Annotated in this window: 13 protein-coding genes; 3 read left to right on the forward strand and 10 right to left on the reverse strand. The window is 68.7% G+C overall.

All coding sequences use genetic code 11. The features are described from left to right. Window position 1 precedes the first annotated feature (1 nt). From atpA to GGR89_RS16550, 4 genes are all read right to left on the reverse strand, one after another. A complete protein-coding gene (gene atpA / locus GGR89_RS16535; RefSeq protein ID WP_125977486.1) occupies window positions 2-1531 on the reverse strand; it encodes a F0F1 ATP synthase subunit alpha in 1530 nt (509 codons plus the stop codon). Window positions 1532-1542: 11 nt separating this feature from the next. Next, complete coding sequence (locus tag GGR89_RS16540) at window positions 1543-2097, reverse strand: F0F1 ATP synthase subunit delta (protein ID WP_125977487.1); 555 nt, start codon at window positions 2095-2097, stop codon at window positions 1543-1545. A gap of 235 nt (window positions 2098-2332) precedes the next feature. After that, window positions 2333-3043 (reverse strand): PEPxxWA-CTERM sorting domain-containing protein, encoded by a 711-nt coding sequence (locus tag GGR89_RS22070; protein WP_209092317.1) that lies wholly within the window; start codon window positions 3041-3043, stop codon window positions 2333-2335. A gap of 297 nt (window positions 3044-3340) precedes the next feature. After that, entirely contained in the window at window positions 3341-4840 is a 1500-nt protein-coding gene (locus GGR89_RS16550; RefSeq protein ID WP_125977488.1) for a DEAD/DEAH box helicase, read from the reverse strand. Between the two features lie 289 nt (window positions 4841-5129). Between GGR89_RS16550 and GGR89_RS16555 the strand changes: the two genes are divergently transcribed. Continuing rightward, a complete protein-coding gene (locus GGR89_RS16555) occupies window positions 5130-5513 on the forward strand; it encodes a PilZ domain-containing protein (protein ID WP_125977489.1) in 384 nt (127 codons plus the stop codon). Between the two features lie 239 nt (window positions 5514-5752). On the opposite strand, the gene GGR89_RS16560 is transcribed toward GGR89_RS16555, so the two are convergent. The 3 genes from GGR89_RS16560 to GGR89_RS16570 are packed head-to-tail and all read right to left on the reverse strand — an operon-like array spanning window position 5753 to window position 8955. Continuing rightward, window positions 5753-6070 carry a hypothetical protein gene (locus tag GGR89_RS16560; RefSeq protein ID WP_125977490.1) on the reverse strand — a complete coding sequence of 106 codons (318 nt, stop codon included), beginning with the start codon at window positions 6068-6070 and terminating at the stop codon, window positions 5753-5755. A 3-nt stretch (window positions 6071-6073) separates the two neighbouring features. Next, on the reverse strand, window positions 6074-7708 hold the full coding sequence (locus GGR89_RS16565) for a glycoside hydrolase family 43 protein (RefSeq protein WP_125977491.1): 1635 nt from the start codon (window positions 7706-7708) through the stop codon (window positions 6074-6076). Continuing rightward, complete coding sequence (locus GGR89_RS16570; protein WP_125977492.1) at window positions 7705-8955, reverse strand: MFS transporter; 1251 nt, start codon at window positions 8953-8955, stop codon at window positions 7705-7707. Before GGR89_RS16570 ends, GGR89_RS16565 begins: the two co-directional genes overlap by 4 nt. A gap of 137 nt (window positions 8956-9092) precedes the next feature. Here GGR89_RS16570 and ada point away from each other — a divergent pair, with 137 nt between their 5' ends. Then, window positions 9093-10136, forward strand: a complete 1044-nt coding sequence (ada, locus tag GGR89_RS16575; RefSeq protein WP_125977493.1) for a bifunctional DNA-binding transcriptional regulator/O6-methylguanine-DNA methyltransferase Ada — start codon at window positions 9093-9095, stop codon at window positions 10134-10136. Window positions 10137-10317: 181 nt separating this feature from the next. Here ada and GGR89_RS16580 read toward each other — a convergent pair whose 3' ends face one another. The 3 genes from GGR89_RS16580 to GGR89_RS16590 all read right to left on the reverse strand — a co-directional run bounded on the left by GGR89_RS16580 (window position 10318) and on the right by GGR89_RS16590 (window position 15680). Next, window positions 10318-11868: a S1C family serine protease gene (locus tag GGR89_RS16580; RefSeq protein ID WP_241218057.1), complete on the reverse strand. Its 1551-nt coding sequence runs from the start codon at window positions 11866-11868 to the stop codon at window positions 10318-10320. 56 nt (window positions 11869-11924) lie between these two features. After that, on the reverse strand, window positions 11925-13442 hold the full coding sequence (locus tag GGR89_RS16585; protein WP_125977494.1) for a hypothetical protein: 1518 nt from the start codon (window positions 13440-13442) through the stop codon (window positions 11925-11927). A 72-nt stretch (window positions 13443-13514) separates the two neighbouring features. Further along, entirely contained in the window at window positions 13515-15680 is a 2166-nt protein-coding gene (locus GGR89_RS16590) for a primosomal protein N' (RefSeq protein WP_167713010.1), read from the reverse strand. 77 nt (window positions 15681-15757) lie between these two features. On the opposite strand from GGR89_RS16590, the gene GGR89_RS16595 reads away from it, so the two are divergent. Further along, window positions 15758-16210 carry a hypothetical protein gene (locus GGR89_RS16595; protein ID WP_125977810.1) on the forward strand — a complete coding sequence of 151 codons (453 nt, stop codon included), beginning with the start codon at window positions 15758-15760 and terminating at the stop codon, window positions 16208-16210. The last annotated feature ends 48 nt before the right edge of the window (window positions 16211-16258 follow it).

Consider the following 16258-nt stretch of genomic DNA (forward strand, 5'->3'; position numbering starts at 1 on the left):
CTTAGGCGAAGGTCTTGGTGAAGGCGTCGAGCACGCCCTTCACCTTGTCTCGCGTACCGTTCTCGAAAGCCTTGGTGTCGCGGATCTCGGCGAGCACATCGGCATGCTGCGAACGGAAGTGCGCGAGCATCGCGGCTTCGAAGCGGACGACGTCCTTGACCGCGACATTGTCGAGGTAGCCGTTGGTGCCGGCGAAGATCGAGATGGTCTGCTCTTCGAACGACAGCGGGCTGAACTGCGGCTGCTTGAGCAGCTCGGTCAGGCGCGCACCGCGGTTCAGCAGCTTCTGGGTCGAGGCGTCGAGGTCCGAACCGAACTGCGCGAACGCGGCCATTTCGCGATACTGGGCGAGCTCGAGCTTGATCGAGCCCGACACCTTCTTCATCGCCTTGGTCTGCGCCGACGAGCCCACGCGCGACACCGACAGACCGACGTTGATCGCCGGACGGATGCCCTGGTAGAACAGGTTGGTCTCGAGGAAGATCTGGCCGTCGGTGATCGAGATCACGTTGGTCGGGATATAGGCCGACACGTCGCCTGCCTGGGTCTCGATGATCGGCAGCGCGGTCAGCGAGCCCGAGCCGTTGGCGTCGTTCATCTTCGCGGCGCGCTCGAGCAGGCGGCTGTGGAGATAGAACACGTCGCCCGGATAGGCTTCGCGGCCCGGCGGACGGCGGAGCAGCAGCGACATCTGGCGATAGGCGACGGCCTGCTTGGAAAGATCGTCATACACGATCACGGCGTGCATGCCGTTGTCGCGGAAGAACTCGCCCATCGCGCAGCCGGTATAGGGCGCGAGGAACTGCAGCGGCGCCGGCTCCGAGGCGGTGGCGGCGACGACGATCGAATACTCCATCGCGCCATTCTCTTCGAGCTGGCGGACGATCTGCGCGACGGTCGAGCGCTTCTGGCCGATCGCGACGTAGATGCAGTAGAGCTTCTTGCCTTCGTCGCCCGAGCTGTTCGGGCCCTTCTGGTTGATGAAGGTGTCGATTGCGACGGCGGTCTTGCCGGTCTGGCGGTCGCCGATGATCAGCTCGCGCTGGCCACGGCCGATCGGCACGAGGGCGTCGATCGCCTTCAGGCCGGTCTGCACCGGCTCGTGCACCGACTTACGCGGGATGATGCCCGGGGCCTTCACTTCGACGCGGCGACGCTCGGTATATTCGATCGGGCCCTTGCCATCGATCGGGTTGCCCAGACCGTCGACGACGCGGCCGAGCAGGCCCTTGCCGACGGGGACGTCCACGATCGTGCCGGTGCGCTTGACGGTGTCGCCTTCCTTGATCTCGGCGTCCGAGCCGAAGATCACGACGCCGACGTTATCGGCCTCGAGGTTGAGCGCCATGCCCTGCACGCCATTGGCGAATTCGACCATCTCGCCGGCCTGGACATTGTCCAGCCCGTGGATGCGCGCGATGCCGTCGCCGACGGACAGCACCTGGCCGATTTCCGAAACCTGCGCTTCGGTGCCGAAATTGGCGATCTGGTCCTTGATGACCTTCGAGATTTCTGCGGCGCGGATATCCATCTTCTTAGCCTTCAGCCTTTCATCGCGTGCGCGAGGGAGTTCAGTCGGGTCTTGATCGACGAATCGATCATCTGGCTGCCGATCTTCACGACCAGGCCGCCGAGCAGCGAGGGGTCCACCGACAGGTCGACCGAGACCTCGCGGCCGATACGGGTGCGGAGCTGCTGCTTGAGCGCGTCGACCTGTTCGGCATCGAGCGGGTGTGCCGAGGTCACTTCCGCGGTCGTCTCGCCGCGGTGGCTGGTGGCCAGCGCGCGGAAGGTGCGGATGATCGCGGGCAGCTGCGCCAGGCGACGGTTCTCGGCGAGCACGCCGAGGAACTTGGTCGTCGTCGCATCCAGGCCCATCGCGCCCGCCGCAGCGGCCACGGCCTTGCCGGCGTCCTTGCGGCCGATCAGCGGGCTGGTGGTCAGCGCCTTGAACTCGGGCGACTCGTCGAGCGCCGCCCGCACGGTCGCAAGGCTGGCTTCGACGGCCTCGATGGCCTTGGCGTCACGTGCCAGCTCGAACAGCGCGGTTGCGTAGCGTCCGCTTAGACTGGCCTGAATACCGCCGGAATTCTCCACGCGATTCGTTTCCTCTCGGAGGGTCGGAAGTGACCCCATGCACAAAAGGGGGGCGACGCATACTGCGCCCCCGATGGGTTGCCGGGCTGCTAGCATCGCGCTTGGCCGTATGCAACCCGAGTCGCCGAAACGTCACACGCTCGTTTCATCTTTGTGGTTCGGCGTGTCTGGATGCGGGCAAGAAAAAGGGCAGGCGATGCGCTCGCCTGCCCTGAAATCATGCACATAGAAGCTGTCAGGCGATGCGGGCGACCGCCACGCGCTTGCGCCGGAACATCCCGCCGACCAGCGCGAAGCCGCCGATCATCGTTGCCCAGCTGGAGGGTTCCGGCACCGCGCTCAGGAACACCTGGCTCTGCTGGTCCTTGGAGAAGAGCAGCTGCAGCTTGTGCCCTGCGATCGCGGTCCAGCCGCCCGTGGTGATCTGGGTCAGGTACGAATTGGCGAGCGCGCGCGCATCGTCGCTGTTGCCGCCGACGGTGTAGAACTGGCCGCTGGTGGTGTCGTAGCTGCCGCCATGCTCCTCGAGAATCTCCCACACCGCGAGCTGGGTGGCGGCGGAGATCGTCTTGCGGGCGAGCAGGTCCTGTTCGTTGCCGAGCAGGACGTCCGAGTGGGTGAGCAGGGTGAGCAGCTGCTGCTGGCGAGTGGTGTCGCTCAGCACGGCGGAAATGCCCGTGCGCTCGAAGCTGCCGGTGCCGATCGCGGTGAAGGCATCGGCGCAATAGGTGAGGAACGCCACCGCCTGGCCGTTTTCGGTGCCAGTGAAGCGGAAGCGGCTCATGCCCGGCCAATAGCCGACAAAGCCGGTGGGGGTGTAGACCATCGCGTCCGCGGCGAGATAGCCGGGATCGTCGTCATAGCCGGTGATCACCACCGTGGCATGGGCGGCTGCCGGCACCACCGCGCCGAGCGCCAGGGCTGCGGCCATCAGGGCATTGCGCATTATCGTCTGTTCCCACCTGTTGTGGGGACCAGCGCTAGCGGGCGCGCGGGGGAGGCCGCCAGCTTATCGAAATTGGTGAATGACCGGCTTTGGCACAGCCGTGCCGGGTTGGGACGAACGGCATTGCCTGCGCCCTAAAAGTCGTCATCCCCGCGGAGGCGGGGATCCATTTGCCAGGACGAGTCAGCAAACGCCGCGCCGTCTCCATCAATGGATCCCCGCCTTCGCGGGGATGACGATCGTCTAGGTGGACGCCGTCACCTGCAGCAGCAAGCGACGGCGCCCTTTGTCCTCAGCTCAGCGCGAACGACCCGCGCCGCCGCCCTGGCCGCGATTGCCGCCGGGGCGACCCTGGCCGCTGCTGGCCGGACGCGCGTTGAACTTGCGCTTGGGTGCACCCGGACCGCGACCCGCGCCGGCCCCGGCACCGGCATGGCCGGCACCTTCCTGGCGACGCGGCTGGTCGCTGCGCGGACCGCCTTCGGCCCGGCGCTGCTCGCCACCGCGCGGCGCATCGCTGCGCGGACCGCCACGCCCGCGACCGCCCGGCTGGCCGTCGCCGCGACGACCCTGGGCATGCTGCATCGCGCGGCCGTTGCGGCCGTTCTGCTCGTCGCGGCTCGCCGGCATCGGCGAGCGGGTCGACTTGATCTTGTCGGCCTCGGCCATGAAGTTCTCCGGCAGCGGCTGCACGGTGAGCTTCTGGCGGGTCAGCCGCTCGATGTCCTTCAGATACGGACGCTCGTCATCGGCGCAGTAGCTGATCGCGATGCCGTCCGCCCCGGCACGCGCGGTGCGGCCGATGCGGTGGACATATTGTTCCGGCACGTTCGGCAGCTCGAAGTTGAACACATGGCTCACCCCCGACACGTCGATGCCGCGCGCGGCGATGTCGGTCGCCACCATCAGCTTGACCTTGCCCGAGCGGAACTCGCCCAGCGCCCGCTCGCGCTGCGGCTGGCTCTTGTTGCCGTGGATCGCATTCGCCGCGATGCCGTTGCCGGCGAGCAGCCGCACGACGCGGTCGGCACCATGCTTAGTGCGGGTGAAGATCAGCGCGCGGTCGATCTCGAGGTTGCGCAGCTGCATCGTCAGCAGCGCCTGCTTCTCGGTCTGGTTCACATAGGTGACGAACTGCTCGACGCGCTCCGCCGTGGTGGCGACCGGGGTCACCTTCACTTCCACCGGGTTGTGGATGAACTGGCTGGCCAGCTCGCGGATCGACTTGGGCATGGTCGCCGAGAAGAACAGCGACTGGCGCTTGGCCGGCAGCTCCTTCACGATGCGGCGCAGCGCATGGATGAAGCCGAGGTCGAGCATCTGGTCGGCTTCGTCGAGCACCAGGATCTCGATGCCGAGCAGGATCATGTAGCACTGGTCGAGCAGGTCGACGAGGCGGCCCGGGGTGGCGACGAGGATGTCGACGCCGCGCGCCAGGTCGGTCTTGTTCTTGTGGACCGAGGTGCCGCCGAACACGGTGGCGATGCGCAGGCCGGTGCCGCTGGCATAATGCTTGGCATTGTCGGCGATCTGCGCGGCGAGTTCCCGCGTCGGCGCGAGGACGAGCATGCGGCAGCCGCGCGGCTGGGCACGCTTGCCGCTGGCGACGAGGCGGTCGATCGAGGGGAGCATGAACGCGGCGGTCTTGCCGGTGCCGGTCTGGGCGATGCCGAGCAGGTCGCGGCCTTCGAGCAGCGCGGGGATCGACTGCGCCTGGATCGGCGTAGCCTCGTTATAGCCCTTCGCCGCGAGCGCAGCGAGGACGGTCTCGGAAAGGCCGAGGTCTTTGAATAACATGGTAGTACCTTATGGATGCGGCCGGCGCGCACGCATCTTCAAAGGGCGCACGCGAAGGCGGGGTCAACAAGTGACGCCCCGCGTGATTTGGGAAGCCGATAAGCGACGAAGCAGAGCCTAGCGGAGCAGGTCCCCAGAAGGGGCGCGCCGCCGATCACGCTGCATGTAAATGCCTCGTCGTGATTTCGCATATGGCAGCGATGTTGCGCCGCGTCAAGGATGTGGTCGCCTGTTGGTCAGGCGTTAACCCCGATTGCGGTAGGTGTGGAGGTCTGGGGCAAGGGAACAGGTGCTGGTGCTCGTCGCGAGACTGGAAGTGTGGGGAAGCATGGATGCGCGCGGCGCGGTGCGCTTCCTGGTGAATCGGGAAACCACGGTGCGCGGCATGGACGGCCGCCCGTTCGACGCGGTGGTCGAGAATTTCTCGCGCACCGGCTTCCTGTTCACCGCCGATGTCGACTTGCCCGAGGGCACGCTGATCTGGATCGGCATGTCGGGCGCCGGCGCGCGCGAGGCGCGGGTGGTGTGGCGCGAAGGCCAGCGCCATGGCTGCCAATTCCTGATGCCGCTCGGCCAGCGCGACCTGCAGCATGCGTTTCGCAGCCGGGAGCGCATGGTGGAGGATCTGGAGGCGCGGCTGCGGCGGGCGAGCATGTTGCGCGAGGGGGAGTAGTGGGTTGGGTCGTCGAGGTTGAGCATCCAGAGGGCGCGCTCCTCTATGTCGTAGCCGTCGATGAGCCATCCGACGCCGAGGACAGGCTTCGTGCACTATTGGCCATCCCGGCTGATCGAGACGTTTGCGTGCACCGCCGCTTGGCGACTCTGCCGTTCGACATGGAGGCCGGTGCTATCAAGGGGCCGATGTAGGGCCGCAAATGTGCCGGGCGAGGCCTGCTGTGATTTATCCCGAGCCTACATAGGGACGTTGTCCCGAGACCTTTCGAAGAAGCCGGACATCTCGAAAAGGTACCTCGAAAGCGCCTCCACATCGCCGGAGAGATCCACGATCATCCGCACATCGCCCCACCTGCTGACGGCATACGCCCAGTCGGCCAGTAGCGACTGCTCCGGCGGGACCGAAATGTCCTTGGCCCGAAAGAAGAACCAGCAGTTGGGTGCTTCTGCATGTTCCTCACGGAGATATGCGTCACGATTCCCGGCGACGCTCCGCAGGCAGCCGCGAGCGTGCGCCTCGGCAAGAGCGCGCGCAGAGGCGATCTCGATAGCCATGATCTAGCTTATAGCCGGATCCACCACGAACGCCCGCTCGCGATACGCAAACCAATCGAAATCCGCCGGTGCGCCCGTGCCGCCCATGTCCTGGCAGGCCATGCCGATGAACGCGCCGGTGAAGTTGGGCAGGCCGGGGGCGCTCGCCTCGTCGGAGAGGATCGAGGCGTCGAACAGTTCGGGGAGCCAGTGCCAAGCCTCGCTGCCCGCCGTCCGCCAGCCGAAGCGCAGCCGCTCGTAATCCACCTCGCAGCGTAGCTCGACCGGCCCCGCCGGCAGCGGGATCGGCGCGGTGAAGGCGTCGCCCTGGGGCGCGTCGGGCAGCGCTGTCATCACGCGGAGATGGCGGCCCACGTCCTCGTCATGGCTGACATGCAGGTAGTGGAACTTGGTGCTGTTGTAATAGACCACCAGCCCCGCCGCCTGCTGGAAGTCTTGCGGCTCGAAGTCGAGCACGCAACTGGTCGAGGTGCAGAAGGCCTGGAGCCGCCGCGCGACCAGCGCCTGGGTGAAGACGCTGCCGATCGTCTCGCGCCCGAACAGGCGGAGATGGCCAGGCCGCGCGGTGAGGCTGAAGATCCGGTCGGGCTCGGGAGTGCGCAGCCATTGCAGATCGATCGGCAGCGTGGCCGAGTCGAAGTCGTGCCGCTCCTCGGTCTGCCGCCGCGGCGAGGGGGTGTTGCTGAGCGCGGGCACCTCCAGCTCGGGCAGGCCGCGGCCGTCGCGGGTGTAGAGCCAGCCGTCTTCGGCCCAGCGCATCGGCTGGATCGCGGTCTCGCGGCCGAGCACGCAGCGCCCGCGCCCCGGCAGCGGGCGCCCGCACAGATAGGCGAGCCAGGGTTCGCCGTCCGCCGTGTGGACCAGATCGGCATGGCCCGCGCGCGCCAGTACCGCGTCGGGGCGGGTGCGGCTGGAGAGGATATAGGTATCCGGGTGGAGCTCGTACGGCCCCGTGATCTCCCGCGACCGCGCCATGGTGACGGCATGATTCCAGCCGGTGCCGCCCTCGGCGGTGAGGAGGTAGTAGAACTCGCCGCGGCGATAGAGGTGCGGGGCCTCGGTCAGCCCCAGCGCGGTGCCGGGGAAGATGTTGGTGCGTGTCCCCACCAGCTTCTCCGCCGCAGGATCATATTCCTGCAGCACGATCCCGGCGAAGCGGTTGCGGCCGGGGCGGTGGTCCCAGAGCTGGTTGACCACCCATTTGCGGCCGTCCTCGTCGTGGAACATCGAGGGGTCGAACCCGCTCGAATTGAGGTGGATCGGATCGGACCACTCCCCGTCTATCGTGTCGCAGGTGACGAGATAATTGTGGAAGTCGCGCAGCGACGCGCCCGAGGCGCCGCCCATCGTGGTGCGGCCATAGCGCTTCACATCGGTGTAGAGCAGGTGGAAGCGCGCGCCGTCATGGGTGAGGCACGGCGCCCACACGCCGCAGCTGTCCGGATCGCCGCGCATGTCGAGCTGGGAGGCGCGCACCAGCGGCCGGGCGACCAGCGTCCAGTTGGCGAGGTCGCGGCTGTGGTGGATCTGCACGCCGGGGAACCACTCGAAGGTCGAGGTCGCGATGTAATAATCGTCGCCGACGCGGCAGATCGACGGATCGGGGTTGAAGCCGGGAAGGATCGGATTGCGGATCATCGGGGCGCCTTGACGAGGGTCCAGAGAAGAAGGGCGGCGACGAGGTCGAGCAGCCCGAGGGCGATGAAGAAGGGGCCATAGCCGAGCGAGGCGACCAGTCCACCGATCAGCAGCGAGAAGATGAGGATGCTGCTGTTGGCGAAGGTGCCGGCAAGGCCCGCGACGGTGCCGAGCTCGTTGCGCGGGAACAGGTCGCTGGCCATGGTGATGACGGTGACCGAAAGGGTCTGGTGCGCGAAGCCACCGAGGCAGAGCAGCGCGACCGCCAGCCAGGCGCTCTCGACGCTGGCGACGAACACCATGCCGGTCATCAGCAGCGCGCCGAAGGTGAAGGTCCAGCGCCGCGCGTTGATCAGGCTGATGCCGCGCCGCTGGAGGAACAGCGCCAGCGCGGGTCCGAACATGCAGCCCAGGTCGGCGGCGATGAACGGCAGGAAGGCGGAGACGGCGATCTCGCCCAGGTTGAAGCCGCGCACCTTCACCAGATAGAGCGGCATCCAGAAGGTCAGCGTCCCCCAGGTTGGGTCGGCGAGGAAGCGCGGCAGGGCGATGCCCCAGAAGTTTCGCTGGGCGAGCAGGCGCAGCGGCGAGGGGCGCTCGGCGCGTTCCTGGATATGCGCTTCCTGGCCGCTGAGGATCAGGTCGCGCTCCTGCTCCGAGATGCTGGGATGGGTCTGCGGGGTGCGATAGTTGAGCAGCCACAGCAGCGCCCAGAGCAGCGCCAGCACGCCGGTGACCACGAAGGCCGCGCGCCAGTTCCACAAGGCGATCGATCCCGCGACCAAGGGTGCCGCCAGCGCCGCGCCCGCCGAGGCGCCGAGATTGTAGATGCCGCCGGCAAAGCCGCGTTCGCGCGCCGGGAACCACTCGGAGACGACCTTGAGGCCGCCGGTGTGCGAGGTGCCCTCGGCAAAGCCCAGAAGCCCACGCAGCGCGAACAGCCACTGCCAGCTGAACGCCAGGCCGTGCGCCATGCTCAGCAGGCCCCAGCCGGCGGCGAACAACGCCATGCCCGAGCGCAGGCCGACCACGTCGAGGATGTATCCCACCACCGGCTGCAGCATGATGCCGGCCTGGAAGGCCGCGGTGATGTAGGAATATTGCTGCTCGTCGATGTGGAGATCGACCATGAAGCTCGGCGCCGCGACCGCCAGCGTGCTCCGCGTCAGATAGTTGAGCATCGTGCCCAGCATGACGATGCCGATGATCCACCAGCGCAGCGCGCTCGTGCGGTGCCAGAAGGACATGCACTCTCCCTTTTCCGCGCCAGCACGCGTGTTAACGTTAACGTTGCCAGCAAAGCGCGCCGACTGCAAGAGCCCGGGCGGCTTTGCGCGCAAGCAGCGGGATGCTTCAACTACGCCAATGGGCGTATAGCGCTTGCATGACCGATATCGCTGCCATCCACGATGCCCGCTGGAACGCCTTCGCCGCGCGCGACCGGGCGCAGGACGGGCGCTTCGTCGTCGCGGTGACCACCACCGGCATCTACTGCAAACCGAGCTGCCCGGCGCGGCGACCCCGGCCGGAGAATGTCCGCTTCTTCGATGCAGGGGCGGAGGCGGCGGCGGCGGGCTTCCGCGCGTGCCTGCGCTGCAAACCGGACGAGGCGGCGCGCGATGCCACGGCGGTGGCGCGGGCCACCGCGCTGCTCGATGCGGCGGAGGAGCCGATCGGGCTCGAGGCGCTGGCAGCGGCGGTCGGCTATGCGCCGCACCATTTCAATCGGCTGTTCAAGCGCGCGACGGGCGTGACCCCCGCCGCCTATGCCCGGGGCTTGCGCGCACGCCGGGCGGCGGCGGCACTCGACGCGGAGGACAGCGTGACCCAGGCGATCTACGCCGCCGGCTATTCGGCCCCCAGCCGCTTCTATGCCGAGGCGGGCGCGCGGCTGGGCATGGTGCCGAGCGCATGGCGTGCCGGCGGGGCGGGGGTGACGATCCGCTGGACGCTTGCCGACACCAGCCTCGGCCCGCTGCTGATCGCCGCGACGGACAAGGGCCTGTGCCGCATCGCCTTCGACGAGGATGCCGCGATGCTCGCCCGCCGCTTCCCCGCCGCGACGGTGGTGCCTGGCGACGCGGACTTCGCCGCGCTCGCGACGCACGTGGTGGCGCTGGTCGAGGACCCCAACCGCCAGCGCGACCTGCCGCTCGACGTGCAGGGCACCGCCTTCCAGGAGGCGGTGTGGCAGGCGCTGCGCACCATCCCGCCCGGCGAGACGCGCAGCTACGCCGAACTCGCGGCGATGGCGGGAAATCCAGCGGCGGTGCGGGCAGCGGGCACCGCGTGCGGGGCGAACCCGGTCGCGCTGGCCATTCCCTGCCACCGCGCCCAGCGCGGCGACGGCAGCATGGGCGGCTATGCCTATGGGCTGGAGCGCAAGCGGGCGCTGCGATCGCGCGAGGGCGTGCGCGAGCGGAAATAGGCGGCCGTGGTCGGTTTGGTAAAGCCATCGGCCGCACCATACCCTTCGTCATCCCCGCGAAGGCGGGGATCCATTGGCGCTGTTGCCGCGGTTCTCTCCCCAGCGTCCTGGCAAATGGATTCCCGCCTTCGCGGGAATGGCGATCCTCTGTGAAGTCCGCGCGCGCCTGTCCGGGCCGCGCTTACTCCGCCCCGCCAGGCGCGCAGTGATAGACCAGCTTCTCGTTATAGGCCGGCGGCAGCGTCGCGCGCATCAGCTGCTGGAGGCTGGCGAGGCTCGCCCGCTTGGCCTGGTCGGCGGTGCACTGGGCGACCGGCACCACCGGCTTGACGTCGCGCACCTTCTGCATGTCGGCCGCCGAGAGGAAATAGCGCGTGTCGGTGAGCGTACCGCTGTCGGGATCGAATTCGCGCACCGTCACCGTCTGCTCGTCGGCGGGGACGAGCACGCGCTGCCAGCGGCGGCCGGATTCGGCATATTGGGTGCCGCCGTCGAAGCAGCCGTCGGGCCCGACATTGAGCTGCACCGCCTGACCCGGCGAGACCGTGATGCGGCTGCGATCGGGCTGGAGCGTGCAGACCAGCGGACCCTCCGCGGCATCGGCCGGCAGCTTGGCCTCGGCACTTTGGTTGCCCTCGCCCGGCGCGGCGATGCTCGCCTCGTCGAAGCTTGGCCGCAGCACGAACAGCGCGACGGCGCCGAGCAGCAGCGCGCCGCCGCCGACCGCGGTCCACACGCCCGGGCGCTGCCGGTCGCGCGAGAGCAGCAGCCCCGCCGCCCCCAGCGCCAGCGCGCCGAACACCAGCAGCACCGCGGCGCCGGCCATGTAGGTCTCGCGCGCGGACTCGTTCGCCGCGCGGGCCTTGTCGATCGCCGCCTCGCGCGCACGCGCCGCAGCGGATTCGGCCTGGGCATTGCGGTTGGCGATGTCGGCGCGGTCCTTCTCCTCGGCCGCCTTGTCGAGCGCGTTGCGCTGCTCGACGCTGATGCACGGCGCCGCGATCGAGACGAAGGGCTGCTTGGCCTGGGTGAGGAAGGCGGTCAGCTCCGGATAGGCGATCGCGAAGGCAAAGGTCGAATCGCCTTCCTCACTGTTGGTGATCGCCGAGTTGACGCCGAGCACCCGCCCGCACGCATCGAGCAGCGGTCCGCCCGAATTGCCGCGCGCGATGTTGGCGGTGTGGAGCAGCACCGAAATGCCCTCCAGCGTCCGCGTGCCGGCAAAGCCCCCCTGCGAGCGGACCGGCGATTGCGGGGTGATGAAATCGGCGGCGGAGCGCGCCGTGGCGATGTCGACATTGCCGGGATAGCCAAGCGCGAACAGCGTCTCGCCATCGGTCACTGCCGCGCTGGACAGCGCCAGCGTCGGCAACTTGGCGCCGCTGAACTCGATCAGCGCCAGGTCGCGCTTGGTGTCGATCGCAATCAGCTTGCCCTGGAACGACTTGCTGCCCTCGGACGGCACCACCCCGATGACGACGTTGCCGGGATAGCGCGAGGCGAGCTCGACGACATGCGCGTTGGTGACGATGCGGTTCGGCGCCACCGCGAAGCCGCTGCCATGGCCGAAGCCGACCACCTCGTCATCGGCGACCGCGATGGTGACGATCCGCACCACCCCGCGCCCCGCTGCGGAAATGTCGTCGGCACGCGCCGGCACACTCCAGGCGAGCAGCATCGCCACCAGCATGATCACCTGCCGCATGCGCGGAAACACCCCGGTTCTAGCCATGGTCCGCGCTTTCGGCGAAAAGTGCCGCGGGTTCAAGCGGCGCCGCGCCAACGCCGCTACTTCGCACCGGCAGGCGCCGATGCAGCGTCGACACCCGCCTTGATCCGCGCGTCGATCGTGTCGATCATCTTGGAGGCAGCCGCACCGATGCCGGAGGCATGCGGATCATAGGTAAGCACCAGCAGCATCGCGCGCGCCTCGGCCAGCTTCTTCTCTCCGATCAGCATACCGGCGACCTGCATCCGCAAGCCCCGATCCTGCGGCGCCAGGGCATAGGCGTGCATCAGGCCGTCGCGCGCGATCTGGGGCGGCCATTGCCGGCGATCGGCATAGCTGCGGAAGAACAGGATCAGCGGGCGCGGATCCTCGGTATCGAGCCGGTTGGCGCGGCCGATCGTGCGGCGGATCTCGGTCCAGGTTTCGGGCTTCTCGTCCTTCGCGGCCTCGGCGATCGCCATCTGCGCCATCGCGCGGTAGCACTGCGCCTCGACCAGCTTCGGGTCTGCGGCGATGGCGCGATCGGCGGCGGCGAGCGCGGCGGCATAGTCGCCTGCGTCATAGGCAGCCTCGGCCAGCGCGCGCTGGACCGCGGGATCGTCGGGGAAGCGCGTCGCGATCTTCTTCGCCTCCGCATAGACGCCCGGCGCGGTCTTTTTGTCCACACCCGCATCGGATCGGATCCGCACCGGCAGGATAGCGGCTTCGCCCGGCCGCAGCAGTCGGAGCGTCACGGCCGGGACGGCGAGGTTTTCCGCGCGGATGCGGAAGCCGGTGATCTTGGGCTGCTGGAGGAAGCGCTCCAGTTCCTTGTTCAGCGCGCCGAGATCGCCGAACGCGGCCGCCGCCGCTTCGGGCGATTTCCGTTCCTTGGTGATCGCGTCGAGATAGGCACTCAGCTGGCCTTTGCGGCTCGGCGCGAAGGTCAGGTAATGGACCAGCGCCCAGCCGCGCCCGTAGAGCGCGTCGCGCTGGTCCGCGCGCAGCTTGCCCGCCGCGCCGGCGAGGATCTGCTGGATCGGCAGCGGATTGCCGGTCAGCAAGCCATGGGCGCGATAGAGCGGAGCCCCGCCGAACTGCAGGTTGCCCTCGCGATCGAAGCTGGCGGTGGCGTGAAACTCGGCCCAGCCTTCGGACACCCAGGACGGGAAGGCCGCATCCGGCCAGGTGGTGGCCATGAAATGATGGGCATATTCATGCTGCAGCACCTGCTGCGAACCGAGCGCGAGCGGCCCGTCGCCGAAAAGATCGTCCGGCACGAATGCCACCGAGGCCCCGGCGCGCGGAATGTAGAAGCCGGCGACATTGGCGCTGCCGGCAAGGGCGGCGACGCGGTCCTCGCTGCTGACGAAATAGACCGCCACCCGCCCGGCCTTGCCCAGCGAGGATTCCGGGATGCCGCGCGACAGGCGCAGTGCCTTGTCGAACTTCTCCAGCCGTTCGGCATTGCGGCGCAGCGTCGCTTCGGACGCGTTGGCATAAACGATGAAATGCGCCGTTTCGGCCACCCGCCAGTCCGCACAGGCCGGTCCTGCGACGAGGCTCGCCAGAAGCGCCAGCAACGTCAACCACTTCATGCGCAATCCCCGCCGTCCCCCCGCCGCTACGATATCGCGTGTGCAGGTGATGGCAAATTCGAATCGGCGGGGTCAGACGAAGCTGTAGGGGTCCACGTCCACCGCCACCCGCACGCGCGGGCTCCAGCTCAGCCCGCCCAGCCAGTCGCGGATCACGTCCTGCACGTCGAAGCTGCGCTTGGCGTGGACGAGCAGGCGGAAGCGATGCCGCCCGCGCAGCATCGCCAGCGGGGCAGGCGCGGGGCCGTAGACGTGCATCTCGGCAAGCTCGGGCGCCGATCGGCCGATCATCCGCGCGGTTTCCTCCGCCGCGGCCTTGTCCTCCGAGGAGACGATGATCGCCGCATAGCGGCCGAAGGGCGGTGCATCGGCCTCGCGCCGCGCCTCGGTCTCGGCGGCGTAGAAGGCCTCGGCATCGCCCGAGACCAGCGCCTGCATCACCTGCGCCTCGGGGGCGTGCGTCTGGATAAACACCGTGCCCGGCTTCTCGCCGCGCCCGGCACGGCCGGAGACCTGCATGATCTGCTGGAAGGTGCGTTCCGACGCGCGCAGGTCGCCGCCGTCGAGCCCGAGATCGGCATCCACGACGCCGACCAGCGTGAGGTTGGGGAAGTGATAGCCCTTGGTGACCAGCTGGGTGCCGACGACGATGTCGATCGCGCCATGCTCCATCCGCGACACGAACTCGGCGGCCTTGGCGGGGGACCAGAGCGTGTCCGAGGTGACGATGGCGGTGCGCGCCTCGGGCCACAGCGCCGCGACCTCGTCGGCGATCCGCTCGACGCCGGGGCCGCAGGCGACCAACGTGTCGTCGGACTTGCACTCGGGGCACATGCTCGGCGTTGGCATGGTGTGGCCGCAATGGTGGCAGGAGAGGCGGTGGAGCAGCCGGTGCTCGACCATCCACGCCGTGCAGTTCGGGCACTGGAAGCGGTGGCCGCAATGGCGGCAGAGCGTCAGCGGCGCATAGCCGCGCCGGTTGAGGAACAGGAGCGACTGTTCGCCGCGCTTCAGCGTCTCGTCGATCGCCGCGACTAGCCGGGGGGCGAGCCAGCGGCCGCGTTCCGGTGGCTCGCGGATCAGGTCGATCGCCTCGATCCTGGGCAGCTCGGCGGCGCCGTAGCGACCGGGCAGCTTCAATTCGGCATAGCGGCCGACCTCGACCTGGTGCCTGGTCTCGATCGCCGGGGTGGCGGAAGCGAGGACGACCGGGCAGCGCTCGAACATGCCGCGCATCACCGCCACGTCGCGGGCATGGTAATGCACGCCCTCTTCCTGCTTGAAGCTGGTCTCGTGCGCCTCGTCGACCACGATCAGGCCGAGCTTGGGATAGGGCAGGAACAAGGCCGAGCGCGCGCCTACCGTCACCAGCGCCTCGCCCCCGGCGATCGCGCGCCAGGCGCGACGGCGCTCGGAACTGCGCAGGCCGGAGTGCCAGGCGACCGGCTCGCAGCCGAAGCGGCGGGCGAAGCGGGTGAGGAAGGGTTCGGTCAGCGCGATTTCGGGGAGCAGCACGAGGGTCTGCTTGCCGGCCGCGATCGCCTCGGCGACCGCCTCGAAATAGACTTCGGTCTTGCCCGATCCGGTGACGCCGTCGAGCAGGAACGGCTGGAAGGCGGCGGTCTCCACCGCGGTGCGCAGGCCGCCCGCCACCGCCGCCTGGGCGGGGTTCAGCTCGGGGGGCGCGAAGGCCGGGTCGGGGAGCGGGTAGGGCGCCTGGGTGTCGACCGTCACCGCCTCGATCGCGCCGGTCTTCACCAGCCCGCGGATCACCGCGTCGGACACCTCGGCGATCGCGGCGAGTTCGCGGACCAGCCCCTGGCGCTCGCCGATCCGCTCCAGCGCCTGGGCGCGCTGCGGGGTCAGGCGATCGGGAACCTGGCCGGTCGCGCGATATTCGGTGATCGTCGGCGCCGCCTCGAACGCGGCCGAGGTGCGCAGGGTCATCGCCAGCACCGAGGAGGGCGGGGCGAGATAGTAATCCGCGGTCCACTCGATCAGCCGCCGGACGGGGGCGGGGATCGGGGGGGCGTCGGCGACGGCGAGAATGGCGCGCAGCCGGTTATCGCCAATCTCCTCGGTGGGCAGGCGTTCGGGCTCCCAGACGACGCCGGCGAACTGGCGCGGGCCGATCGGCACGATGACGATGCTGCCGGGCTCGACCGCCATGCCGTGCGGCACGCGATAGTCGAGCGGCCCCAGAGCCGGATGGAGGACGAGAATGCGCGCGCGGGACATGATCGGCCCCTCATATGGGCATTTTCGGCGGAACGGGAATCCCGTATCGCCGGTTGGTCGCGTGAGGAGACCTGCCGATGCTGTTGCTCGCCCTGCTGCTCGCCCAGACCGTGCCCGCCCAGGCGACCACCGCGTGCAAGGCGCCCGACGCCAGCCTGCCGGTCGCGCTCGCGGGTTGGAGCACGCCCGGCGACGAACTGGTGACGGACAAGGCGGTGTTGCTGGCGACGGTCGACGCGTCGACGCTCAAGGGCCTGCCCAAGAGCGCCAAGCCTGGGCGCGCGACGATGATCGAGTTCCGCATCGCCAAGGCGGGCACCTATGGCATTGCGCTCGACCAACCGGGCTGGATCGACGTGCTGCCCGGCGCCGCGGGCGGCGCGCCGCTCACCTCGGTGGCGCATGGGCACGGGCCCGATTGCTCGACGATCCGCAAGATCGTGCGGTTCGAACTGGCGCCGGGAACGTACCGCGCGTTCGCCAGCGGTCTTGCCCAGCCCAAGGCCAAGCTGATGCTGGTGCCGAATTGAATCGGCTTGTTCTGTGGCTGGAACGAATATAGAACGGCGACTCGCTGA

Origin of the sequence: Sphingomonas trueperi (genome assembly GCF_011927635.1) — a bacterium.
Classification (GTDB): domain Bacteria; phylum Pseudomonadota; class Alphaproteobacteria; order Sphingomonadales; family Sphingomonadaceae; genus Sphingomonas; species Sphingomonas trueperi.